23 protein-coding genes are annotated in these 21,751 nt (G+C 42.4%); 15 read left to right on the top strand and 8 right to left on the bottom strand.

What is annotated here, in order from left to right:
* Nucleotides 1–429: 429 nt before the first annotated feature.
* A complete protein-coding gene (gene trxB, locus CRG89_RS07110; protein WP_103287579.1) occupies nucleotides 430–1,416 on the bottom strand; it encodes a thioredoxin-disulfide reductase in 987 nt (328 codons plus the stop codon).
* Nucleotides 1,417–1,485: 69 nt separating this feature from the next.
* On the opposite strand from trxB, the gene CRG89_RS07105 reads away from it, so the two are divergent.
* Nucleotides 1,486–1,962 carry a hypothetical protein gene (locus tag CRG89_RS07105; protein ID WP_103287578.1) on the top strand — a complete coding sequence of 159 codons (477 nt, stop codon included), beginning with the start codon at nucleotides 1,486–1,488 and terminating at the stop codon, nucleotides 1,960–1,962.
* An 83-nt stretch (nucleotides 1,963–2,045) separates the two neighbouring features.
* Here the strand turns inward: CRG89_RS07105 and CRG89_RS07100 are convergent, their stop codons facing one another.
* Nucleotides 2,046–2,855 carry a sulfide-dependent adenosine diphosphate thiazole synthase gene (locus CRG89_RS07100; protein ID WP_103287577.1) on the bottom strand — a complete coding sequence of 270 codons (810 nt, stop codon included), beginning with the start codon at nucleotides 2,853–2,855 and terminating at the stop codon, nucleotides 2,046–2,048.
* A 143-nt stretch (nucleotides 2,856–2,998) separates the two neighbouring features.
* On the opposite strand from CRG89_RS07100, the gene CRG89_RS07095 reads away from it, so the two are divergent.
* Nucleotides 2,999–3,928, top strand: a complete 930-nt coding sequence (locus tag CRG89_RS07095; RefSeq protein WP_103287576.1) for a cation diffusion facilitator family transporter — start codon at nucleotides 2,999–3,001, stop codon at nucleotides 3,926–3,928.
* 173 nt (nucleotides 3,929–4,101) lie between these two features.
* On the opposite strand, the gene CRG89_RS07090 is transcribed toward CRG89_RS07095, so the two are convergent.
* Complete coding sequence (locus tag CRG89_RS07090) at nucleotides 4,102–5,910, bottom strand: ATP-dependent DNA ligase (protein WP_103287575.1); 1,809 nt, start codon at nucleotides 5,908–5,910, stop codon at nucleotides 4,102–4,104.
* A 52-nt stretch (nucleotides 5,911–5,962) separates the two neighbouring features.
* Here CRG89_RS07090 and CRG89_RS07085 point away from each other — a divergent pair, with 52 nt between their 5' ends.
* The gene (locus CRG89_RS07085) at nucleotides 5,963–6,292 is read left to right on the top strand and encodes a 30S ribosomal protein S25 (protein WP_103287574.1); all 330 of its coding nucleotides are present in this window, start codon (nucleotides 5,963–5,965) and stop codon (nucleotides 6,290–6,292) included.
* Nucleotides 6,293–6,343: 51 nt separating this feature from the next.
* On the opposite strand, the gene CRG89_RS07080 is transcribed toward CRG89_RS07085, so the two are convergent.
* On the bottom strand, nucleotides 6,344–6,727 hold the full coding sequence (locus CRG89_RS07080; protein ID WP_148695118.1) for a cyclophilin-like fold protein: 384 nt from the start codon (nucleotides 6,725–6,727) through the stop codon (nucleotides 6,344–6,346).
* 43 nt (nucleotides 6,728–6,770) lie between these two features.
* Between CRG89_RS07080 and CRG89_RS07075 the strand changes: the two genes are divergently transcribed.
* Complete coding sequence (locus tag CRG89_RS07075) at nucleotides 6,771–7,289, top strand: DNA-directed RNA polymerase subunit K (protein WP_197706685.1); 519 nt, start codon at nucleotides 6,771–6,773, stop codon at nucleotides 7,287–7,289.
* A gap of 91 nt (nucleotides 7,290–7,380) precedes the next feature.
* On the opposite strand, the gene CRG89_RS09125 is transcribed toward CRG89_RS07075, so the two are convergent.
* The 3 genes from CRG89_RS09125 to CRG89_RS07065 all read right to left on the bottom strand — a co-directional run bounded on the left by CRG89_RS09125 (nucleotide 7,381) and on the right by CRG89_RS07065 (nucleotide 9,036).
* The gene (locus CRG89_RS09125; protein WP_269459689.1) at nucleotides 7,381–7,503 is read right to left on the bottom strand and encodes a hypothetical protein; all 123 of its coding nucleotides are present in this window, start codon (nucleotides 7,501–7,503) and stop codon (nucleotides 7,381–7,383) included.
* Between the two features lie 126 nt (nucleotides 7,504–7,629).
* Nucleotides 7,630–8,442: a helix-turn-helix transcriptional regulator gene (locus CRG89_RS07070; RefSeq protein WP_172437508.1), complete on the bottom strand. Its 813-nt coding sequence runs from the start codon at nucleotides 8,440–8,442 to the stop codon at nucleotides 7,630–7,632.
* A 57-nt stretch (nucleotides 8,443–8,499) separates the two neighbouring features.
* On the bottom strand, nucleotides 8,500–9,036 hold the full coding sequence (locus CRG89_RS07065) for an inorganic diphosphatase (RefSeq protein ID WP_103287571.1): 537 nt from the start codon (nucleotides 9,034–9,036) through the stop codon (nucleotides 8,500–8,502).
* A gap of 82 nt (nucleotides 9,037–9,118) precedes the next feature.
* Here CRG89_RS07065 and CRG89_RS07060 point away from each other — a divergent pair, with 82 nt between their 5' ends.
* Nucleotides 9,119–9,400 (top strand): hypothetical protein, encoded by a 282-nt coding sequence (locus CRG89_RS07060; RefSeq protein WP_103287570.1) that lies wholly within the window; start codon nucleotides 9,119–9,121, stop codon nucleotides 9,398–9,400.
* A 97-nt stretch (nucleotides 9,401–9,497) separates the two neighbouring features.
* Here the strand turns inward: CRG89_RS07060 and CRG89_RS07055 are convergent, their stop codons facing one another.
* Nucleotides 9,498–9,776 carry a hypothetical protein gene (locus tag CRG89_RS07055; RefSeq protein WP_103287569.1) on the bottom strand — a complete coding sequence of 93 codons (279 nt, stop codon included), beginning with the start codon at nucleotides 9,774–9,776 and terminating at the stop codon, nucleotides 9,498–9,500.
* 133 nt (nucleotides 9,777–9,909) lie between these two features.
* On the opposite strand from CRG89_RS07055, the gene CRG89_RS07050 reads away from it, so the two are divergent.
* From CRG89_RS07050 to CRG89_RS07005, 10 genes are all read left to right on the top strand, one after another.
* Nucleotides 9,910–11,094 carry a tetratricopeptide repeat protein gene (locus CRG89_RS07050; RefSeq protein ID WP_103287568.1) on the top strand — a complete coding sequence of 395 codons (1,185 nt, stop codon included), beginning with the start codon at nucleotides 9,910–9,912 and terminating at the stop codon, nucleotides 11,092–11,094.
* Between the two features lie 49 nt (nucleotides 11,095–11,143).
* A complete protein-coding gene (locus CRG89_RS07045; protein ID WP_103287567.1) occupies nucleotides 11,144–12,292 on the top strand; it encodes a 3-hydroxyacyl-CoA dehydrogenase in 1,149 nt (382 codons plus the stop codon).
* Nucleotides 12,293–12,361: 69 nt separating this feature from the next.
* Nucleotides 12,362–13,009 (top strand): phosphoribosyltransferase, encoded by a 648-nt coding sequence (locus CRG89_RS07040; RefSeq protein WP_158648774.1) that lies wholly within the window; start codon nucleotides 12,362–12,364, stop codon nucleotides 13,007–13,009.
* Between the two features lie 116 nt (nucleotides 13,010–13,125).
* The gene (locus tag CRG89_RS07035; RefSeq protein WP_197706686.1) at nucleotides 13,126–13,878 is read left to right on the top strand and encodes a phosphoglycolate phosphatase; all 753 of its coding nucleotides are present in this window, start codon (nucleotides 13,126–13,128) and stop codon (nucleotides 13,876–13,878) included.
* 44 nt (nucleotides 13,879–13,922) lie between these two features.
* Nucleotides 13,923–15,893 carry an arginine--tRNA ligase gene (locus CRG89_RS07030; protein WP_103287565.1) on the top strand — a complete coding sequence of 657 codons (1,971 nt, stop codon included), beginning with the start codon at nucleotides 13,923–13,925 and terminating at the stop codon, nucleotides 15,891–15,893.
* A 190-nt stretch (nucleotides 15,894–16,083) separates the two neighbouring features.
* Nucleotides 16,084–16,386, top strand: a complete 303-nt coding sequence (locus tag CRG89_RS07025) for a hypothetical protein (RefSeq protein ID WP_103287564.1) — start codon at nucleotides 16,084–16,086, stop codon at nucleotides 16,384–16,386.
* 153 nt (nucleotides 16,387–16,539) lie between these two features.
* Nucleotides 16,540–17,322 (top strand): tRNA (adenine-N1)-methyltransferase, encoded by a 783-nt coding sequence (locus CRG89_RS07020; RefSeq protein ID WP_103287973.1) that lies wholly within the window; start codon nucleotides 16,540–16,542, stop codon nucleotides 17,320–17,322.
* Complete coding sequence (locus CRG89_RS07015) at nucleotides 17,312–18,199, top strand: NAD(P)H-hydrate dehydratase (RefSeq protein WP_103287563.1); 888 nt, start codon at nucleotides 17,312–17,314, stop codon at nucleotides 18,197–18,199. The genes CRG89_RS07020 and CRG89_RS07015 overlap by 11 nt, the downstream gene beginning before the upstream one ends.
* 155 nt (nucleotides 18,200–18,354) lie before the next feature.
* On the top strand, nucleotides 18,355–20,505 hold the full coding sequence (locus CRG89_RS07010; RefSeq protein WP_148695119.1) for a YVTN family beta-propeller repeat protein: 2,151 nt from the start codon (nucleotides 18,355–18,357) through the stop codon (nucleotides 20,503–20,505).
* A gap of 70 nt (nucleotides 20,506–20,575) precedes the next feature.
* The gene (locus CRG89_RS07005) at nucleotides 20,576–21,742 is read left to right on the top strand and encodes a 6-bladed beta-propeller (RefSeq protein WP_103287561.1); all 1,167 of its coding nucleotides are present in this window, start codon (nucleotides 20,576–20,578) and stop codon (nucleotides 21,740–21,742) included.
* The last annotated feature ends 9 nt before the right edge of the window (nucleotides 21,743–21,751 follow it).

The raw sequence follows: 21,751 nt of genomic DNA, 5'->3' as shown, positions 1-21,751 counted from the left end.
GTATCAATATATTAAGAAAGGTATTAGCGCTTCATAATATCCACATTGACCAGCGATATTTATAGAATAATAGGTATATTTTATATAAACTTTGCTTAGAAATTATTATTGATTAGTAATCCTAACAAACTTTATTAGTATGACTAAGGTAAGATGGGATGTAGAGAAAGAGAATTAATAGAATCATTACTACGAGATATGGATAAGTTCTGGTTTGTGGATGATTAATGGATACCTATAAGAGAGGTTCCAGTAGGCGATGTTATAAATCCATACCTGATAGATTGCATACACCCTAACAAGTGTAGATAATGTTATTATTAACGACTCCATAGAAAGACTTGCTCAAAGGATAGGAACTATAATAAAGTTGTTTCCACCACCAACAAACACCTATAGATATAATTTGTGAGGAAATACACTACAATATTATTTGTTATGATGATACTTCTCAGCAAGATACCTCTCAACATCTAGAGCAGCCATGCACCCAAACCCAGCAGCAGTTATAGCCTGTCTATACACTGGATCATGTACATCCCCAGCAACGAATACACCATCTATATTGCTCCTTGTACGATCTCTAACCTTTATGTAGCCATGTTCATCCATATCTATCTGACCCTTGAATATCTGTGTGTTAGGCTCATGTCCTATAGCAACGAATACCCCTCCACACTTCAACTCATACCTCTTATCAGTTGTGAGATCCCTTATGAGTACTGCGTTAACCTTCCTATCTCCAAGTATATCCTCAACCACAGAGTTCCATACAAAACTTATCTTTGGGTTTGTGAATGCCCTCTCTTGCAGTATCTTGCTTGCCCTCAACTTATCCCTCCTATGCACTATCTGAACCCTATTTGCAAACTTTGTTAGGAATAGTGCCTCTTCAACTGCACTATCCCCTCCCCCAACTACAACTAAATCCTCGCCCTTGAAGAATGGTCCATCGCATGTTGCACAGTACGATACACCTTTGCCAGCAAACCTCTCCTCACTCTTCAAACCAAGCTTCCTTGGTGATGCTCCAGTGGCAATTATAACAGCATCTGCCTCAAACCTCTTATCCACAGTGTTTATTATGAAGGGATTATGCATGAAATCAACACTTGTAGCAACGTCATCCAGTATGGTTGCTCCAAACCTTTCTGCCTGAGCACGCATATTCATCATCAACTCTGGTCCAAATATCCCATGGGGGAAGCCTGGAAAGTTCTCCACAGTGCCTGTGTTCATCAACTGCCCTCCTGGAAGGTTACCACTTATCACAAGCGTATCCAACTTTGCCCTTGCAGTGTATATGGCAGCAGTCAGACCTGCAGGACCAGAGCCAAGGATTATAACTGAGTACTTTGGCTTGAGTTCTCCACCCTCCTCCATAGATATTGTTGATATGTGTATGGAGTTGGACATGGGAGAGCATCAAAGCAAACCTTATTTAAATCATGATATGATATTAACTCATAAGGATGAGGATATGGAATGACGTCACCATCGCTACCACTACTCCTATTGTATGATGATAGGTGTAATTACTGTACAAGGTTTGCCTTCCTAGTGTATAGACTCGCTAAGATGGGAGATGGGATGATGCTTATAGGGCTTAACAGCATAGAGGGTTACAGGATCAAGTCTCTGCTATATGAACACTGTAATGATCCAGATGGCATGTTCTGGTTGTTGTACTTCAACCCTGACTGTATAAAGGCATATGGGGGTAGGGCAGCACTCTTTAGGCTTGTCATTGAACTTATCAAGTCAGCATTTGGCATTGTAAGGAGAGGGAAGGAGGGTAATGTAGGCATGTACTATACTAATAATAATAAAGTATGTATCATGAATGATGCTGAGAGCAATGCTCATCTATGCATAGCATCTAATAGATGCAATCTCATATCAAGGTTGATAAGCCTACTTGTTAAGGGTGAGAATGTAACTATAGCATATGAGCAAAAATAGATTGTATAATTGTATACTTTACTGCTAGCATAGTTACTACCAGCTCTAGTAGAGATCTTATCTTATGTAGATCTATTATCTAATCAGGGTTCTACGCTTACCTCAACCTCTTCCTTCAACTTCATTGCTGCTATCTCTGCTGCCCTCCTTCCAGATAGTAGCATGGCACCAAATGTAGGTCCCATCCTTGGGAGCCCAAATGTCTCAGCAACACTCATTCCAGCAGCTATCAGTCCTGGGTAAACCTCTGATGTATGCTCAACTACCAAATCCTCAGACTGCTCAACCCACATTGGGTTCATGCCAGAGAACTTAACTAGCCCTCTATCCATGAGCCTCTTCACAGCAACAGCATCATGACCAGATGCATCTATAACAACCTTAGCCTCTAGTGCTACTGGATCAACGCATGTTATGTTCCTTGGGAGTGCAGATACTGGCATCCAGTTAACAACAACACCAGCAACCCTATTCCTCCTAAGCACTAGGTCATCAAACTTTGTTAGGTTAAGGAACTTCACTCCAGCATCACATGCAGATGCTATCAACTTGGAGCATGCATTGGGACCAGGAGTTGCGTATAGACCATCGCTAACCTCTTTATACTTCACACCCAACTCATCTAAGATCTTGTTTGCTGGAGCCCTGATGGTTATAGGGTTCATCATGAAGCCTCCAATCCAGAACCCTCCTCCAAGGTAGTTGTTCTGCTCAACTATGAGTGTCTTGAATCCTCTTCTTGCAAGATCCCTTCCAGCCATAAGCCCTGCAGGACCAGCACCTATTATTATAACATCGCTATCAGCATACTCCATGAACGTCTCATGGAACATCTCCGCTATAGCTCTGGTTATCTCCTTCTCGCTCACCTTTGCAAATATAGGCATATGCATACTCCTCAGTAGTGATATTTAATGGTTGGTATAGCACAATGCAAGGTATCTTATCTGATATGCATGACCATGCCTACACACTACAGCTTGCATGGTAAAATCTTATATAGGATGTTGAATAATCTAATCCTGTACCAGAAGCTATGGATAGCGATAGTAGTGGTAGTGATGATCATACCGTGGGTTTTGATGCTGGTAGAAGGGTATCCAAGATAGCATTCATAACCCTATTTGCGCTTGGGGTTGCTGAGGTAGCCATAGGATTAATAAGCAATAGTGTAGTGCTCATAGCAGATGGTATAGACTCGTTTGGTGACTCTGCAATAATACTCATAGTACTACTTGGCTTATTCTTTGCTACTAAGCAGAATAATAATAGTAAGGGAAGCAATGGTTCAGGCAATGATGCAAACCAACCTTGGTTAGGCTACTACAAGATAGAGAGCTTCGCTGCATTCGTTGCTGCAATAGGCATGGTTGGAATGGGTATAGTGATAATAGTTAGAGCAGTAGAGGCGTTGATCAATCCTATAGAGATTGTGCATCCAGAGATAGCATTGATAACCCTTGCATTTGCTGCTGGCATATCTGGCTATAGGGCAGTGCAGATGAATAGGATAGCAGGTAGGTATAAACTACTCTCATTGAAGGCTGGAGCAAGGAATGCAATAAAGGATAGCATGGCCTCAGTGATAGGGTTCTTCAGCATACTTGTAGCAGTGTACCTTGGTTTCCCACAGGCAGATCCCATAGGCGCTATAATAATAGCAGCATTCATCTTCTCCATATCATACTACATACTCAAGGACTCTTCATTGGTGCTCTTGGATATAATAAGTAATCCTCAGATGGTTGAGCAGGTAAAGACCCTTATAGAGAGGAGCCATGGTGTGAAGGTTAGCAGTATATCATTGCGTCCTATGGGTCCATTCTTGTATGCTGATATAAATGTGGTGCTTGATGGTAGCATGACTGTTGCTGAGTTCAAGAGACTTGCTAATAGCATAAAGAAGAGTGTAAGGAAGAGGTTCCCCAGCATTCAGAGGTTAACAGTGATAATAGAGCAGTCATGAAGGTGTAAATCAAGATGATGATAGCATGGTTTATTGATTGGTGGAATGCTTATTCACTTATCCAGCCATAAATCCATAAATCCATCAACCCAGCCATTCAGCCAATCAGTTAGTTAGTTAACCATAACAAACACTCTTGCTACTACTGCTCAGTTAATTGATAAATAAATCACTCACTCTATCCTATCTGCACTCCCTTCATTACTCTGAACCTGCCTTGTAACCTTCAACTGCCTCCTATACATAGATACTATCTCATCAACACTTGTAGCATCTTCAGCATTCTTATCATCCCTTATCCTTCCAGTGAACTTTGGGAACCTCAACGCTAGGCCATTACCCTCCCTTATAACGTTCAGTGCACATGTATGCAATGGGCTGAGCGTTATCTCAGATGCTATAACCTCTATAACTATCTTGGGTTCGAACCATACATCAGCATCAAGCCTTGAGTTTACCCTAACATGTCTATGCTTGAGTATGTATGGGCTGAGCATAGTATGGAACCTCTCCAGATCCTCATCTGTGAACCCTGTACCAACCTTGCATACTGTATAGAATGTATCATCCTCCCTGTTGTATGATGCTAGGAGCAGTGCACCATACCTTCCAGTCCTCCTACCTCTACCATGGAATGCACCAACGACAACAAGGTCTAGGGTATCTGCCAACTCACTCCTATACTCCCTCTTCAACTTGATCCATGCATAGCCCCTTGCACCAGCCCTGTATGGGCTGTTAAGATCCTTGAGCATTAGCCCCTCGCACCCTTCATTTATTGCCTTAAACATGTAATCCTCTATGCTCTTTGCATCACTTACCATAAGCATAGGAACTATACTTACCATACTACTACTATTGCTACTCTCTACATCAGAGATAAGATCCTCAAGTATCCTCCTCCTCTCCATGTATGGAAGATCTATGCACTCCTTACCATCTATGTAGAGGATATCGAATAGGTTCAAGGTTATAGGATACTCCTTCATAGCCTCCTCTATACCATACTTCCTGCGCCTATGCATCAACTCCTGGAAAGGTAGATACTCCTGGGTATCCTGATTTATTGCAACTGCCTCCCCTTCAACTATGAGGTCTCTTGCTCTTCTTATACCTGCTATAGCATCTACAGCATCAGGGTAATGATTGGTTATATCCTCAAGCCTCCTAGAGAAGATCTTAACTGTATCATCATGCTTGTGTATCTGAAGCCTCTCGCCATCAAGCTTGTACTCTGCAGCACACCTCCCCCCCATCCTCCCAAGTGCTTCTTCAGCGCTTGAGACCCTCTCAGCCAACATTGGTCTTATAGGCCTGAAGAGTTCCATCCTTATCGCCTTTACAGCATCAAGCCCTCCATACACTAGCACCCTTGCTACCAACCCAAGATCACTTGTAAGGTTATAGGCCCTCTCAAGAACCTCTCTATTCTCCTTGCTCTCTGTGAATGCTATTGCTAGTGCATCAAGCAGTGTATAATCTGCTATACCCAGCCTTAACTTAGCAGTAACCATCTTAAGTATGTACTTACCCTCTCTAGGCTCAGCATCGTTAAGTAGGTTGCATAGATACCTTATCTTTACATCTTGAGAGCCTTCGCCTTTGAGCATTGCAACCTTCTCTAGTGTAGAGTAAACCCTCTCTACAGTTAGCCTATCCTTGAAGAGTACTGATTGAAGCCTCTTGCTCAATGCCTCCTCAGCAGCCTCGCCTATATCCCCTCTCCTTACATACATCTCCTCAACCTTCTTCATATCAATGCCAGAGGATATGGATAGTGCTCTAAGGGCCATCTTATCCGCTATACCAAGTTCTATACCCTCATACTCTGGCTTTAGCCTTCCAAGCATGAGGTATACAACCTTGTCTATGAGTTCTTTTGGAGTGCTCTTGAGTAATCTAACGATGAGATCGGTAAGTTCTGTTCTCTTGCTTGTAGCCTCCATCTCGTTGAATACATCTACCACTATAGAGTAGTCCATACAGCACATTTAACATGATAGGTTAATAAGTTGGTTGCCCTAACTCAATCACATGGGTGGAGCAGGAAAGAAGTCAATAGGAGCAGAGGCTAAGAGGCAGCTTAAGGAACAGGAGCAAGAGGCGAGGAAGGAGAAGGGCAAGAAGGAGAAGGGTGAGGAGAGGCAGAAAGGTGCTGTGATGGTTGATGATAAGCAGGTGATCAATGCCCTATCCTCCCTCAAGGCTATAACTGCTCATGCACTAGCAAGGAGCATAGGGGTTAAGGTCTCAGTTGCAAACTCTATACTGAAGAGGTTTGAGGCTCAAGGTATGCTTAAGAGGTTTGGAGGCTATAGTGGGCACTACGTCTATCAACTTGTAGATAGCAAGGCTACCAAATAGGTAGAGAGGATATTATTGTTATTGATTGTATAGTGTAGCATCTTATAATGATTAGGCGGAAGCAAGCAAGAGTACATCTCCAGCGCTTGTACTCTCTAGTACATCCATATTGCTTACGACCCTTCCCAAAGGGTTGAACATCATACCCTTTATATCCTTGAGGAATATGCATACAGCACCATTTGCAACCATGAACCCTATATCCCCCCTCTTGAACTCATCCCTCTGCTTCTCCCTACCAACTGCCAGCCCTGTCTCCATGTAGATGAAGAGTCCATCGTACCTATGAGCCCTACCCTCTATTGGCAATGCTCTAAGTATTGAGCCTACTGTGAGTGGGGCTAGATGCCTAGCAAACTCGCACTCACACCTACCTTTGCCCTTCAGTTCTAGAGTAAGCCTTATCCTAGATACAGACATTATGCAAGCATTCACCAGCAGTAACGTTTATTTGTATTGTTAAGGATTCTGCATCTGTTTGGTAGAAGAGGGCAAACCTTCCAAGTCAAAGAAGAGTAAAGCATCAAAGAAGGAAGAGAAGGGAAGGAGTGATGATGCTGGTAAGCAAGAGCATGATGTTAAAGATACTTTGGATGAGAGTGCTGAGAGGAAGGATGTTCAAGCACAAGTAGGTTCTACACTTGTTGTTGAGGTAGAGAGAACTCAAGTAGATCAGCAAGCACAGCTGCAGCAGGAGCAGTCATCGAAGGGTAGCAATGAGGTAAGCATAAACCTTGTAGAGGTTAGAGCAGAGGATAGAAAGGTTCTGATAGGTCCTGCTAGGCTAACAAGGTTTGAGAAGGCTAGGATAGTTGGTGCTAGAGCACTGCAACTATCTCTAGGCGCACCACCACTCATCCAGATACCAAAGGATGCAGTAGATCCTATCTCAATAGCAGAGTATGAACTGAGTAGTAAGGCACTGCCTATATCCATAAGGCGCATACTCCCAGATGGGCACTATCAGGATATCCCCATAGCATGGTTGATGAATTGATCTTTACCCTAATTTTTGTTGAATACAATCAATGATAATATAAATAATAAAGATAAATAGGTACTCTAAGATAGAAAAAAAATCTCTTATGCTACTTATTACTCCTTACCATTGTCATGTTGGTCTTGGTCTTCCTCTTGCTTATTATGTCAAGTATTGTATATGTACCGAACATCCCTACTACGAACGCAATTATTGCGTATACCTCTATCATCCTGATCACCAACACTATACTATAAGAATTTGAATATAAACATGCTTCAGCATAAAATAATAAGAATTTCATTTCTAGAATAATCATCAAGAAGGCAGCTTATTATTCATTAATTTTATCTACAGGTTAGACCTCCTTCAACTTGCTCTCATCGAATGAACCAGAGGCATACCACTTGTACCTGAAGAAGTCTATGCACCATTCACGGAACAATGGATCGCTACCAAATAGCATGTGGTTGAGATCTGTATTACCATGCTGATCAGGGAAGAGTACAGCAGCATGCTTATCTGTTGCTATAACCATAACCTCAACCCTCTCACACATCCTCCTCTCAACTATACCCTTCCTTATGTACTCCTGCCAGCCTAGCCTGTTGAGTATCTCCTTCCTACCTTTTGGTACTATGGTATTGTAGCCAAATATGTATGAGAATCTTATACCCTGCCTGACCCTCTCTACTAGAGGTTCTATAAGGTCTAGAGGCACTTGAGCCATCAACTCCATTATATACTCCTGAGCATTAGCATACATCATCTTCCACCTCTCAAGCACTGCAACAACACCATTGACAAGTTCAGTGTTGTTAAGTGCACCAATACGTTGTATGAACTTCATTGGTAGATCTCCAAACGTATGCTCCTCAAAGTAGTGCTTGTTCTTTGCTAGGAACTCGAACGATGGTATCTGTGTTATCACACTCCTACCATATGTTGTTAGTGAGAGCATTCCATCAGCATCCTTCTTAACAAGCCCAGCATCAATTAGCCTGTTGGTATTTCTGTGTACCTCTTGCACTGTAGCATCCAACTCTTTTGCAAGGGTTGAGAGCTTCATGCTCTTCTCACTCAACTTGAAGAGTATGCTCCTCCTTAACTCACCAGCAAGTTCCCAGAATATATCGTATGGCGATGCTTCATCCATCATACTTTTACTCATATTGGTAAATCATATACACTTGCATCTAAATTTTTTGATTGTAATAACTTTATTACTTTAACGCTTCTCAATTAACCCCTTTCTGTAGTTCTCTATAGCATTAAGGATTACCTGTTTAGCCTCATCAGCATCCTTCCAACCTATAACCTCAACCTCTTTTCCTTCAAGCTGCTTATACACCTGGAAGAAGTGTGCTATCTCCTTCAACACATGCTCCTCCATATCCATCATGCTCTTGTACCCTTCATACCTAGGATCATCCTTTGCTACGCATAGAATCTTATCATCCTTCATACCAGAGTCTACCATCCTCAGCAGTCCTATAGGTCTGGCTTGTATAAGCACACCTGGATATGTTGGGTTGCTTACAAGTACAAGAGCATCAAGAGGGTCACCATCCTCTGCAAGTGTTCTGGGTATGAGTCCATAGTCACCAGGATAGTGGAGGGGGGAGAAGAGCACTCTATCAAGTTTTACTATGTTCTTATCCTTATCATACTCATACTTGTTCTGTGAACCCTTTGGTATCTCAACTATTACATTGACTATCTCTGGTATATGCTCCCCAGGCTCTATATCATGCCATAGATGCATAATACTAACATCTCTACAACCTAGAATAAATAATTAACTAATCAGAATAAGATTATTTATCTGTTGGAGCAACTAGATGTATATGGGCTTGAATAAGCAACTCAGGGATGTGCTTGAGCAGTTGATAGATGATACAATAACGCAGAGTGCTGACTTTGTTAACATTGCAAGGTCGTTCAGACCATTGGTAAGTAACGATGCTGATTTTGCTTTAGGCATAGCTGTTGGGGAGATAATAGGTGGGTTCTACAACTACTTCACAGTTATGAATAGGAGGGCTATGAACCAAGAGGAGTTGCTTGAGATGTACTACATAATAAGAGGTAGGGCAGAGGAGATGAAGAGGGCTATACTTGGTACATGATCTATACAATAGCATCTCTCCAGCATATTGTACTGCTTGTAAGCTTGTAAGGAATGATAGAGTAAAGCAAGAGATGCATCTGTAAACTTGTCATCGCTTACTTTATTGCATACTTCTCCTTGAGCTCCTTCACCTTCCCAACTATAACATCCCAGTCCCAGAACCCAACGTTCTGGCTTGCAAGGGCAACCTTCCACTCACCCTTCCTCATCTCCCATGAGTATAGCCTCAACTCCCTACCATTGCTTGTCTCAACAACAACCAATGCAACCCAACGTTTGCTGCTCTTGTAGATTGTGTAACCATCTACAACCTTCTGCTCAAACCCTTCATAGCTCTTGACTGGATAAACCTCTTCATTACCTTCCATCCCCATATCATAACTCAACTTCCTTATTAATCATCCTCATACACTATATTCAACTATTTTGTTGCTATTTGCACACTATGCTATACCTTACATGTTAGAGACCAAAACCTATTTATGTTTATAATCAATTAATAGGGATATGGGTAGATTCTTCTGGGGCTCTTCAAAGGGGGCTACCAAGAAGAGTAGTGAGAGGCAGGATGAGGGTAGTGATGAGTATGAAGGTAGTAAGGATCAGGGTGGGCAGAGGCAGACTTCTGCTGCAGTGCAGGACCTCTTCAAGAAGGGCTTGAACAAGATGGCTGATGAGAACCTAGATGAGGCTATACAGTACTTCGATCTTGCTCTAAGGCTTGATCCAAACTTAATAGATGCATGGATAAAGAGGGGTTACTGCTTCTTCCACCTCAACAACTACTCCCAAGCAATAATCTCATACGATAAGGCATTAGCAATAGAGCCAAATAACACTGAGGCATGGAACCTCAAGGCTCTAGCGTTCTATAAGATGAAGAACTACGATAAGGCTATAGAGTGTGTCAATAGGGTTATAGATATAGATCCGAACGATGGGATGGGATGGTACAACAAAGCATGCTACCTCTCACTTGCAGGGAGGGTTGAGGAGGCTATAGATGCATTGAAGAGAGCAATAGAGATAGATATAGCGTATGCTAGGAAGGCTGTTAAGGATAGAGATCTTGATAATATAAAGCATGATATAGTCTTCAAGAGGATAATAGAAGTTGTTGTGCTAGAGGCCATAAGGATGGGGCACAGCAACGTTGGTAAGATAATCTGGGTCACAGGGATGAATAGGCAGGAGATAGAGGAGGCATTGAACTCATTACTGCTGAAGGGACTTGTAGTTAAGAAGACAGGTATACAGTTGGGTTTAACGATGGGTAAGGAGGATCAGTACGAGCTTGCCCCAGAATTTGCAAGTAGGATAGGCTTAGAGAAGCCACAGACAATGCATACAGATACAGATGAGAACAGGAACAGGAGCAAGGAGGTACTTGAGAGGGTTCATGTATTCAAGGAGTTAAGCGAGGAGATAGACAAGACAAGGAGTAGCGTTGAGAAGGGCGATGTTGATGCTGTTGTAGAGCATATAAGCAGATTAGTTGAACCAAGGTTCTTTGGCTCAATACTTATAGAGCATGTACCAGATCTTCACAGGGATCTGAGGCTCTACCTTATAAGGTTGAAGGATGCTGATAGAGGAAAGAACTACCTTAATGCAAACAAGAAGGATATACTTGAATTGATAGCAGAGTTAGAGGCAAAGGTGGATGAGAAGGTTAGGAAGAGTATAGCCTAACCAACTCAATATTATAATATTATATATTAAGCCATATTCCAGTTCACACATGGCCATAGAGAGGATAACTGTTCTAGGCTCTGGCATAATGGGTCATGGCATAGCACAGATCTCAGCGATGGCTGGCTACAAGGTTGTTATGCGTGATATAGAGCAGCAGTTCCTTGATAAGGCTATGGAGAGGATAAGATGGAGTCTAAGCAAACTTGTGGAGAAGGGCAGGATATCAGGGGATGAGATGAATAGCATACTAGAGAGGATAAGAGTAACTGTTGATATTGAAGAGGCTGTAAAGGATGCTGATCTCATCATAGAGGCTATACCAGAGGATATGAGGCTTAAGAAGGAGACATTTGAAAAGATAGATAGCATTGCCCCATCCCATACAATATTTGCATCAAATACAAGTACATTGCCTATAACAGAGATGGCAGGTGCAACGAAGAGGGAGGATAGGTTCATAGGAATACACTTCTTCAACCCTCCCCAACTTATGCAACTTGTTGAGGTTATACCAGGAGCAAGGACATCAAAGAGCACTCTAGATGTAGCAATCAACTATGTTAAGAGTCTAAGGAAGGAGCCCATACTCTGCAGGAAGGATGTTGCTGGGTTCATAGTGAACAGGATATTCATACCACTAGTGCATGAGGCTGCATGGGAACTCAAGGAGGGTAAGGCAGGGATGAGGGAGATAGATGCAGCATTCAAGTTCAAGCTTGGCTTCCCCATGGGTATATTTGAGTTGGCTGACTACACTGGCATAGATGTTGTGCACAAGGCAACGAAGGAGATGTATGCTAGGGATAGGAAGGTTGTGAACCCATGCCCAATCATTGAGGATCTTTACAGCAAAGGACACTATGGGCAGAAGTCTGGTAGAGGCTTCTATGAGTACAAGCAGGGTTCATATGCAAGGGTAGAGTTGAGTATGCAGGAGGCTGAGCGCTATGATCCTGTGAGGCTTCTAGCAGTTGCAGTAAATAATGCATCATGGCTTATAAGCAATGATGTTGCAGGCAAGGATGATGTTGAGAAGGCCCTTATGCTTGGCATGGGACTAAAGGAGGGTATATTCGGGTTAGCAGAGCGTACAGGTTATGCAAGGATTGTAGATACACTGAAGGGGCTGAGGGATAGTAGTAGGAATGACTTTTATGAGCCAGATGCATTACTGCTGAACCTTGTTAAGGGCTAGATGCAAAAGCCTACACCCCTCACTCCATTTTATTGATTCTTTCTAATAGATAGAAAAGGATTTGATCATGTGTATAGCAATCATACTGTGAGGTTCAAGGATAGAGTACATGCAGGATCGCTCCTATGCAGCGAACTTGCATACTTGAAGGGTAAAGATGCACTAATACTTGCAATAGCAAGGGGCGGTGTTATTGTTGGCTATGCGATTGCACAATGTATAGATGCTACGCTTGATGTTATAGTGCCTAGGAAGATAGGCTCACCATACAATCCTGAACTTGCTCTAGGGGCAGTTATGCATGATGGTAAATGCTACATAAACGAGCATATAGCAAGGATGCTAAGTGTTGAGCAGGGTTACATACAGAGTGCGAAGGAGGAGAGGATGAAGGAGAGTGTAAGGATGCTCATGCTCTATAGAGGAAGCACTCAGTACAGCATTGAAGGTAGGCATGTGGTGCTGGTTGATGATGGTATAGCAACTGGCGCAACTGTACTCGTCAGCATAGCATGGTGTAGAGACCATAGACCAGCATCAATAACTCTTGCTGTTCCAGTCATGCCCAGAGATGTGTATGAGGTTATGAAGGGCAAGGTAGACAGGATAGTATCACTCCTCCTCCCTGTAGACTTTGGTGCAGTTGGGGAGTTCTATGAGGACTTTAGCCCAGTATCAGATGAGGATGTAATCAATGTGTTAAGCAAGGGTAGATAGATATAGATGGGTTGTAGTATAGTATAGTAAGTGTTGGTAGCATGGTAGTGTAGTGGATATATAGTTGATGAGCAAAGCAGCATAACTATTTATTCTTTATAAAGTTAGAGGTTGGGATGATGAAGGTTAGAGCATTTGCAATAGATATAGATGGTACACTGACAGAGAATGGTAGCAAGGTTCATCTCCAATCGCTCTCAATGCTTAGAGCATTGGAACGTTCAGGCTATAGGGTGCTCTTCGTTACTGGGAGATCATCGATAGAGGCTTACATACTGGCTATGTTCCTTGGTACAACAAGGGTTGCTATAGGGGAGAATGGTGGAGTTATAACAACCTCGCCAACCGAGCATATACTGCTTGTTGATAAGGGCTATAGCGAGAGGGCATATGAACTGTTGAGGAGTAGAATAACAGATGTTAGGTTGAAGCCAGTATTCCCAAGGATGACAGAAGTTGTTCTTGAACGTACGTTCAGTATAGATGATGCAATGGATATAATAAGGAAGGAGGGACTTCCAGTGGTTATAGTTGATAGCATGTATGCTTACCATATAAATCATGAGAGCATAAACAAGGCTGTAGGGCTGAGAGTAGCACTAGATAATCTAGGCATAAGGCTTGAGGAGTGCATTGCCATAGGGGATAGTGCAACTGATATACCACTCTTCCTCTCATGTGGGTATAGTATAGCCATAGGGAATGCGGATGATGAAGTGAAGAGTATGGCAAAGGTAAGTGTTAAGGGCAAGAATGGTAATGGTTTGATAGAAGCATTACAGTATGTTGTAGATAACATGGTTGAGATGGTGGATGATTGCAATGGCATTAGTAGTAGTAGCAATAACAATAGCAATAGCAATAAATGATATAGATGAGGAGTAGTAAGCAGTAGTGTGGCAGGTTATCAAATATGACAATGAGAAAGGCTATAGATGAGGCAAGAGCGCTGCTGGATGAGGCTATAAGCCATTATGGGTTGAAGGATGTAGCATATGATGTTGCAGAGCCCAAGGAGGAGCAGTATGGCGATCTATACTCCAACATAGCATTCCAGCTAAGCAAGATACTTAGGAAGAGCCCAAGCATGATAGCAGAGGAGATATGCAGATTATGTTCAGGATCAATTGCAAAGTGTAGGTTGATAAGAGCGATGGAGCCTCACAAGGCAGGGTACATAAACTTCAGGCTAGACATGCATGAACTTGCAAGGATTACGTTGGAGGAGGTTAAGAGTAAGGGTAGGATGTATGGCTCCATAGATATTGGGAAGGGTAAGAGGGTGCTGATAGAGCATACAAGTGTGAACCCAAACAAGGCATTGCATATAGGGCATGTGCGCAACCTAGTGCTTGGAGATACCATATACAGGCTATTGAGGTTTACAAACCATGATGCTATAGTGCTAAACTACATAGATGACTCTGGTCTACAGGTTGCAGATATCATAGTTGGGTTCATGTTCCTTAACTTCCCACTTGAGAGTAGCAAGAAGTTCGACCACTACTGTGGGGATGAGGTATATGTTAAGGTTAATGAGATGTATGAGCATGACCCATCTCTCCTTGCAAAGAGGAGAGAAGTGCTTAAGGCAATGGAGGATTACAACTCAGATATAGCAAGGTTTGCTAGAGAGGTTACCTGTAGGGTATTGAATGAGCAGTTGAAGACATGTTGGAGGCTAAATGCAAGGTATGACTGCCTCAACTTTGAGTCACAGATCATAGCATCAAGACTCTGGGATAAGGCATTGAGTCTTATGCAGTCAAAGGATATACTCAAGGTTGATGATGATCCTGCATCCAAATACCATGGATGTATAGTGGTTAAAGCAGGCATAGAGGGTGAGGAGAAGGTACTTGTGAGGAGCGATGGTACAGCAACGTACATAGCAAAGGATATACCATATGCAATGTGGAAGTTAGGGATAGTAGAGGATCCATTCAAGTATGTAGAGTATGCTAAGCAGCCAGATGGTAGCATGCTATGGGCAACATCACTCTATAGTAATGGTTCTCTGCTTAAGCTCAATGGTGCAGATATTGCTATAACTGTAATAGATGTAAGGCAGAGTAGGTTACAGAAGATCATAGCCAAGATACTATCAATGCTAGATAAGGATAGCAGTAGATACAAGCATCTAGCATATGAGGTTGTAGCATTGAGTGCTAGTACAGCAAGGCTATTCAACATAGATATAGGTGATAGGAGGTTTGCTCATATGAAGGGGAGAGAGGGTATATACATAAATGCAGATGATATGCTTGATAGGCTTCACAACAAGGCTTATGAGGAGGTTAAGGCAAGGAACCCAGATGGGGATGAACAATGGCTGCATAGTACTGCTGAGAGTATAGCAGTTGCAGCACTGAGGTACAGTATGCTCAAGCAGGATCTTGATAAGATAATAACATTCGATATAGAGGATGCTCTAAACCTACAGGGTGAGAGTGGTCAATACATACAGTATGCATATGCTAGAGCATCAAGGATATTGGAGAAGGCATCAAGGATAGCAGCAGTAGTAGTAGGAGAAGGAAGAGGAGGAGAAGAAGGGGAAGAAGAAGGAGGGAGAAGAGGAGGCATAGATATAGACCCTTCATCTACCCATCTTATAGGTAATGGAGAGGTTGCGTTGATCAAGACTATAGCAAGGTTCGATCTGGTTGTTGAGGATACAGTTAAGAGCCTAAACCCCAAGACAATAGCAAGGTACTGCTACACCCTTGCAATGGTATTCAATGAGTTCTACGAGAAGGTGCCTGTGCTGCATGAGAAGGATACAGATCTAATAAGGATGAGGCTATCCATAGTTAAGGCATTCACAACAACCATGAGTAACTGCATGTACCTACTAGGTATAGATGCGCTGGAGAGGATGTAGAGGATGCTTTGCTTTACATTAGCCTATTCTGGATGGCTAGAGTACAACCCATAAATCTGTGGATAATACTAACTCGTATCTGGAAGAGCAAATGCAAGATGATGATATATAGTTAGGTTACCAACACATACTTTATATTTGTAGAAAAGAAAATTATTTTTATCAGTGAAGTGTAGATAAGGGTAGAGGCATGAAGGTTGAGGGTCCAGATAAGGATGGTATGTGTTGGCCAAAGTGTACATGGTTCAAGTGTGGTAAGAACGTGCTGAGATTCAAGGGCAATATTCTATGGTGTGATTGGCTTGAGCAAGAATGCCTAGGTCCATCATGTGCATATGCTAGTTGTGTAAGGAGCAAGTTGCTTACTGAGGGCAGATGTGGTCTAGTGATAAGGAGGCGTACCAGAGACTCTCTATCGCCAGATGACTTTAGGCTAGATGTGAAGTTGAAGGGCAAACTTGCAAAGATGGTAAAGGGAGATGATGTCATATAATTTATTTCAAATACTGCTAATCATAAGCACAATCGCAACCATACAATAACCATAACAACACTATCCTAGCCTATAGCTTTATCTTCAACATGAGCAGAGGAATGATGATATAACAAATATTTAATAATGCTCTACTCATTGCTAGTAAGAAATATGGATGATAGTGTGATAGGAGAGGGTACTTACCTAATATTATTCCATGGCAAGAGATCATGGCTCATTAGGGTAGAGAAGGGTAAGAAGATGCACACACATCTAGGCATTATAGATATTGATGAGGCTATAGGTAAGGAGTACGGCTCATACATAGAGAGTAGTCTAGGGAAGAGGATATACCTTCTCAAGCCCACAACGTACGATGTTGTCATGAAGAGTGAGAGGAGAACTCAGATAGTGTACCCAAAGGATATGGGCTACATAGCCTCAAGACTAGGCATACGCTCTGGTATGAATGTACTAGAAGTAGGTATGGGGAGTGGGGCACTAACAACATTCCTAGCAAGCATAATCAAGCCTGAAGGACATGTATACTCTTACGAGGTTAGGGGTGAGTTCATCCCTATAGCAAAGAGGAATCTGAGTAGGTTGGGTCTTGAGCCTTATGTTACAATAATAAACAAGGATGCTAGTGCTGAGAGGTTAGAGGTTAGCGATGTTGATGCTGCAGTTATAGATGTTGGAGACCCATGGAAGGTCCTTGAGAATGTATATGATGCTATGAAGGGTAGTGCACCCCTATGTGCAGTATGCCCTACTATGAACCAACTAGAGAAGATCTCATCAGCAATGAAGGGAAAGTTTGTTGACCTTGAGTTTACAGAGTTGATGATAAGGCATATAGAGGCTAGAGAGGGAATGACAAGGCCAGTATTCAGGATGGTTGGGCATACAACTTATTTAGCCTTTGGAAGGAAGGTCATGATGAATGAGCAGTGATCTGATAGAGGTTGACGAGCATTACGTAAAGCAGTTGATACCTGCTAGATCTAGTAGAGCAAAGAAGGGGGATAATGGTGTAGTGTTAATAGTTGGAGGGAGCAAGATATACCATGGCGCACCACTCTTAGCAGCGCTAGCAGCATACAGGAGTGGAGTAGATCTTGTTTATGTTGCTGTGCCAGAGAGCATTGCTCCAGCCTTGAGGGCATATAATCCAAGCATAATAGTGCTACCACTCCCAGATGCTAGGTTAACAAAGGGCTCAGTTAACAGGCTCAAGGGTATGCTACCAAAGAGGGTTGATAGCGCTGCTATAGGTATGGGCTTGAGCATAGCAAAGGTAGATGCACTAAAGGACCTCATAATGTACCTTGTAGAGTCTAATAGCAGCAATAGGGGTAGTAGTATAGTGCTTGATGCAAGTGCACTAATACAGGATGTGCTACAGGTGGTTAAGGGTAGAAGGGTTGTTGTTACACCCCATGCTGGAGAGTTCAAGAGACTCTTTGGTTATGATGCTGGTGCAAGTGAGCAGGAGAGGGTCATGAATGTTATGAAGGAGGCAAGGCAGTATAACATAACGGTGTTACTGAAGGGATGGGTTGATGTTATCTCAAATGGCTTCAAGGTTGCTATCAATAGGATACATACATGTGCGATGACTGTAGGAGGTACAGGGGATATACTCTCAGGGCTCCTGGCAGGTTTACTTGCCAAGGGCATGGAGCCATTTGATGCTGCTATAGCTTCTGCATACATAAATGGTTCTGCTGGCATCAATGCTTACAATAGGCTTGGTCTACATATCATGCCAACTGATATGATAGATGAGATAGCATATGTCATGAAGAGGCATGATAGAATAACTCAATAGTCACAATTAATCACTAATAGAAGGTGTAATTATCATATTAGGGTAACTAAATACACTATTTCAAACACATTTGATCATAAGATCACTTTCTTACTGATATATTTAAGTATTATGGTACAAAAATCTTATATAGTCTGTATAGGTAGAGTTAGGTGATGAACAAAACCGTGTTAGGTGCAATCATAGCAGCAGTAGCGGTCTTCGGTTTCCTAATAGCACCAATAAGCCTTCAGAATGTTGATGCTGCAAGGATCAAGCGTTCAATAGAGACTAAGCAGTTGACATCAGACTTTGAGTCTTTTGGTGTTGGACATGAGCAGCATCAGATAGCAGTTGTGCTACCACCACAGGAAAACGTTGTCTACTCTGGTAGGTTAACATTCAAGGCAGACAAGTCTATTGATGTTGCGATATTGCATCCAAAGGGTACATTCCCTGGTGCAATACCATGGAAGGGACAAGGACCACTTGAAGGAGCTGAGGCTGATCTTGAGGTATACCTTGATGTTGGTAGTGAAGGTAGTTGGGCATTCAACAATGCTATTGCTGTAGCAATACACAATGCAAAGGGCGAGCAGTTCAATGCTACAGTAACAGTGTACTACCAGGCTAGAGCAGTGAGTGGAGAACTACCTCAGCCTCAGGTAGAGATGCCTAGAACCATTGTTGTTAGTGAGTTTGTACCATGGTTTGTACCATCAGCACTACAGATAGAGCCTGGAACATCAGTACAATGGGATGCTAGTGAGGCTGCATCAGTTCATACAATAACAGTAGTAACAAGGATAACAGATCTCCAGTTGAATATGGATAAGGAGTTCACAGCAAAGACACTAGCAATACTTAACCCTGGTGATAGATCACAGGTATGGAAGCCAGATGCTGGTGTATATGTGTATGTATGTGCAATCCACCCATACATGGTTGGTGTGATCTCAGTTGGTGTACCATATAATGCAATAACACAGGATAGCGATCCAGCAAATGATATAACAACACAAAAGTTCGCATCATGGATATGGGGTCCAGGTCCATGGGAGAGACCTGCTAGCATACTACCAAAACCAACTACACCAGGAGTTGGTGAGGTATGGGTTGATGCACAGTTCGATAGCATGAAGGACAAGTACCTTGGCACTCTGCTAGGTAAGTTTGCAAAGCCATGGCCAGGCAGCATAAATGTTATAGATGCAACTACCTGGGAGAGGAAGGCAAAGATAGGCCAAGGTCTCAACAATCCTCATAACCTCTGGGAGTCAGCAGATGGTAAGTTTGTTGTACAGACCAACTGGCACGACAACTACCTAACAGTCATAGATGCTGAGAAGCATGAGATATTCAAGAACTACATTACAACTGGCATGGATCCAGCACATATAGCAGTTACACCAGATAACAAGTGGGTTGTAACAGGTATAAACGCTGGATCTGAGTTCCAAGTCTTCGATGCTAGCAAGATGTTCGATCCAAATGTGAAGGCAGAGGATATAAAGCCAGAATTCTCAATAAGGGCTAGTGTTCCTCTTGCAGGTCCACATGGCTTCTGGCTTACTCCAGATGGATTGATAGCAGGACCATACCATATGGCCAATCATATAGCAGTACTCTCTCTGAATGAGAGGAAGGAGATGCATAAACCAATAAACCCTGCTCAACTTGATGATCCAGCATCTCCAGGAAAGAAGTTGGGCGCAGGTATACCTATAGCATCATACATTGGGCCAGAGATCAATGGACATAGGTACTGGGTAACTGCATTTGTGATGCTAGAGCACGATAGGCTACTGCAAGGAAGACTCTTAATATACGATATAGGCGAGAAGGTTGGAGGCCCATCAAACCCAACACTAGTGAAGGTTCTCAAGGTTAATGGAACACCAATACAGAGCCCAATAACCCCAGATGGTAGATACGTGATAAGTGCAAACTCTGGAGGACTGTTCGTTATAGATGATGAGAAGCATGCAAAGCCAGCAATAACTGTTGTGAAGTTAGATTATGAGGATCCAAGCAAGATAGATGTAGCATTAGTAATACCAGGCTATGCAGGTACACATGGTGTCTCATATGGCTATAAGCAAGGTGGAGGGCTCTACGCATATGTGACAGCAAAGTTTGCACCAGTGCTCAGAGTAATAGATGTTGAGAAGATAGAAGAGGCAATAGAGAAGAATGATCCAATGATAGCAGTTGCTGGAGATGTTGATCTAGGCGATTCATGGGGAGGCATGGGTGTAATAGCGATACCAAATGCAAATTGGTACCCAACGTTGGATGAGAATCCAGCAAAGGGTAGATTCCAGTAAGTAGGATAATCCATATATTTTCTTTTTATTCTCTTAGAAGATTTAAATACTCTGCACAATCACTCAGTTGATGCAACCATCTCCATTCTTACTTATCATTGTAATGCTCATCTCCATATCTATAGTAGATGCTTATGCTGAGAATAGATACAACATTAATTTACTTAAGATAATAACAGGTTACAATGATTCCGATGGTATGTTCAACACTCCATATGGTGCTGTGATAGATAGCAATGGTAGGATAATAGTTACTGATAACTTTAACAACAGAATCCAAGTATTTGACAGCAACGGTAACTTCCTATTCAAGTTTGGTATACCAGGGTATGATCCTGGAGGATTTACACATCCATCTGGGGTAACAGTAAACAGTAATGGAGATATAATAGTTGCAGATCTACACAACTACAGGGTACAAGTATTTGATAGGAATGGTGTATATAAGTTTCAGTTTGGCGAGCCAAGTTCCTACGATGGGCAGTTCACCTATCCCATAAGCGTTGCAGTAGATAGCAAGGATAGGATAATAGTTACTGATACCTATATGCATAGGATCCAAGTATTTGACAGCAACGGTAACTTCCTATTCAAGTTTGGAAAGGAAGGCTCAGGAGATGGAGAGTTCAGCTTTCCAAATGGGGTTGCAGTTGATGGCTATGGTAACATTATAGTTGCTGATACATTCAACAACAGGATCCAAGTATTTGACAGTAACGGTAACTTCCTATTCAAGTTTGGAAAGGAAGGCTCAGGAGATGGAGAGTTCAGCTTCCCAACTGGTGTTGCTGTACGTGATGATATGCTTGTTGTGGTTGATACTGGGAACAACAGGGTTCAGGTATTCAAGATCAGTAGTACTGAGGGTATAGAACTGGGCAGGGATGAAGGTAAGTCATCACTACAACTGCTGAATGGTACTGTGGATGTTGGGCAGAGCATAAGGGCTGTTGTACACTCCAGCATGAATACTGCAAGGTTCATATGGATAGGCCCAGATGGTAGCATAGTAAGAGAAGTAACAAAGGGTATAAGCAATGGCAAGGCTGAGGATGAGTTCATTCCAAGTATGGAAGGTGTATGGAACGTTGAGGTAGAGTTGAGCAATGGCAGCAATGTTGAGAGGCTTAATGCTACTGCTAGAGTGATACCAGAGTTCCCTCTAGCCCCTCCTATACTAGCAGGGCTGATAGCAATGATACTTCTCTTTACAGCAAGGCTAGGTAGAAAAGACTAAATTTACCTA

Source organism: Candidatus Nitrosocaldus islandicus (assembly GCF_002906215.1).
GTDB lineage: Archaea > Thermoproteota > Nitrososphaeria > Nitrososphaerales > Nitrosocaldaceae > Nitrosocaldus > Nitrosocaldus cavascurensis.
This window is presented reverse-complemented; position numbering and strand designations above follow the sequence as displayed.

Excerpts from the sequence above, each read along its gene's own strand:
- trxB (WP_103287579.1), bottom strand. The coding sequence starts at position 1,416 with ATGTCCAACTCCATACACATATCAACAATATCTATGGAGGAGGGTGGA.
- CRG89_RS07105 (WP_103287578.1), top strand. The coding sequence starts at position 1,486 with ATGACGTCACCATCGCTACCACTACTCCTATTGTATGATGATAGGTGT.
- CRG89_RS07100 (WP_103287577.1), bottom strand. The coding sequence starts at position 2,855 with ATGCATATGCCTATATTTGCAAAGGTGAGCGAGAAGGAGATAACCAGA.
- CRG89_RS07095 (WP_103287576.1), top strand. The coding sequence starts at position 2,999 with ATGGATAGCGATAGTAGTGGTAGTGATGATCATACCGTGGGTTTTGAT.
- CRG89_RS07090 (WP_103287575.1), bottom strand. The coding sequence starts at position 5,910 with ATGGACTACTCTATAGTGGTAGATGTATTCAACGAGATGGAGGCTACA.
- CRG89_RS07085 (WP_103287574.1), top strand. The coding sequence starts at position 5,963 with ATGGGTGGAGCAGGAAAGAAGTCAATAGGAGCAGAGGCTAAGAGGCAG.
- CRG89_RS09125 (WP_269459689.1), bottom strand. The coding sequence starts at position 7,503 with ATGATAGAGGTATACGCAATAATTGCGTTCGTAGTAGGGATGTTCGGT.
- CRG89_RS07070 (WP_172437508.1), bottom strand. The coding sequence starts at position 8,442 with ATGAGTAAAAGTATGATGGATGAAGCATCGCCATACGATATATTCTGG.
- CRG89_RS07065 (WP_103287571.1), bottom strand. The coding sequence starts at position 9,036 with ATGCATCTATGGCATGATATAGAGCCTGGGGAGCATATACCAGAGATA.
- CRG89_RS07060 (WP_103287570.1), top strand. The coding sequence starts at position 9,119 with ATGGGCTTGAATAAGCAACTCAGGGATGTGCTTGAGCAGTTGATAGAT.
- CRG89_RS07055 (WP_103287569.1), bottom strand. The coding sequence starts at position 9,776 with ATGGGGATGGAAGGTAATGAAGAGGTTTATCCAGTCAAGAGCTATGAA.
- CRG89_RS07050 (WP_103287568.1), top strand. The coding sequence starts at position 9,910 with ATGGGTAGATTCTTCTGGGGCTCTTCAAAGGGGGCTACCAAGAAGAGT.
- CRG89_RS07045 (WP_103287567.1), top strand. The coding sequence starts at position 11,144 with ATGGCCATAGAGAGGATAACTGTTCTAGGCTCTGGCATAATGGGTCAT.
- CRG89_RS07035 (WP_197706686.1), top strand. The coding sequence starts at position 13,126 with ATGATGAAGGTTAGAGCATTTGCAATAGATATAGATGGTACACTGACA.
- CRG89_RS07030 (WP_103287565.1), top strand. The coding sequence starts at position 13,923 with ATGACAATGAGAAAGGCTATAGATGAGGCAAGAGCGCTGCTGGATGAG.
- CRG89_RS07025 (WP_103287564.1), top strand. The coding sequence starts at position 16,084 with ATGAAGGTTGAGGGTCCAGATAAGGATGGTATGTGTTGGCCAAAGTGT.
- CRG89_RS07020 (WP_103287973.1), top strand. The coding sequence starts at position 16,540 with ATGGATGATAGTGTGATAGGAGAGGGTACTTACCTAATATTATTCCAT.
- CRG89_RS07015 (WP_103287563.1), top strand. The coding sequence starts at position 17,312 with ATGAGCAGTGATCTGATAGAGGTTGACGAGCATTACGTAAAGCAGTTG.
- CRG89_RS07010 (WP_148695119.1), top strand. The coding sequence starts at position 18,355 with ATGAACAAAACCGTGTTAGGTGCAATCATAGCAGCAGTAGCGGTCTTC.
- CRG89_RS07005 (WP_103287561.1), top strand. The coding sequence starts at position 20,576 with ATGCAACCATCTCCATTCTTACTTATCATTGTAATGCTCATCTCCATA.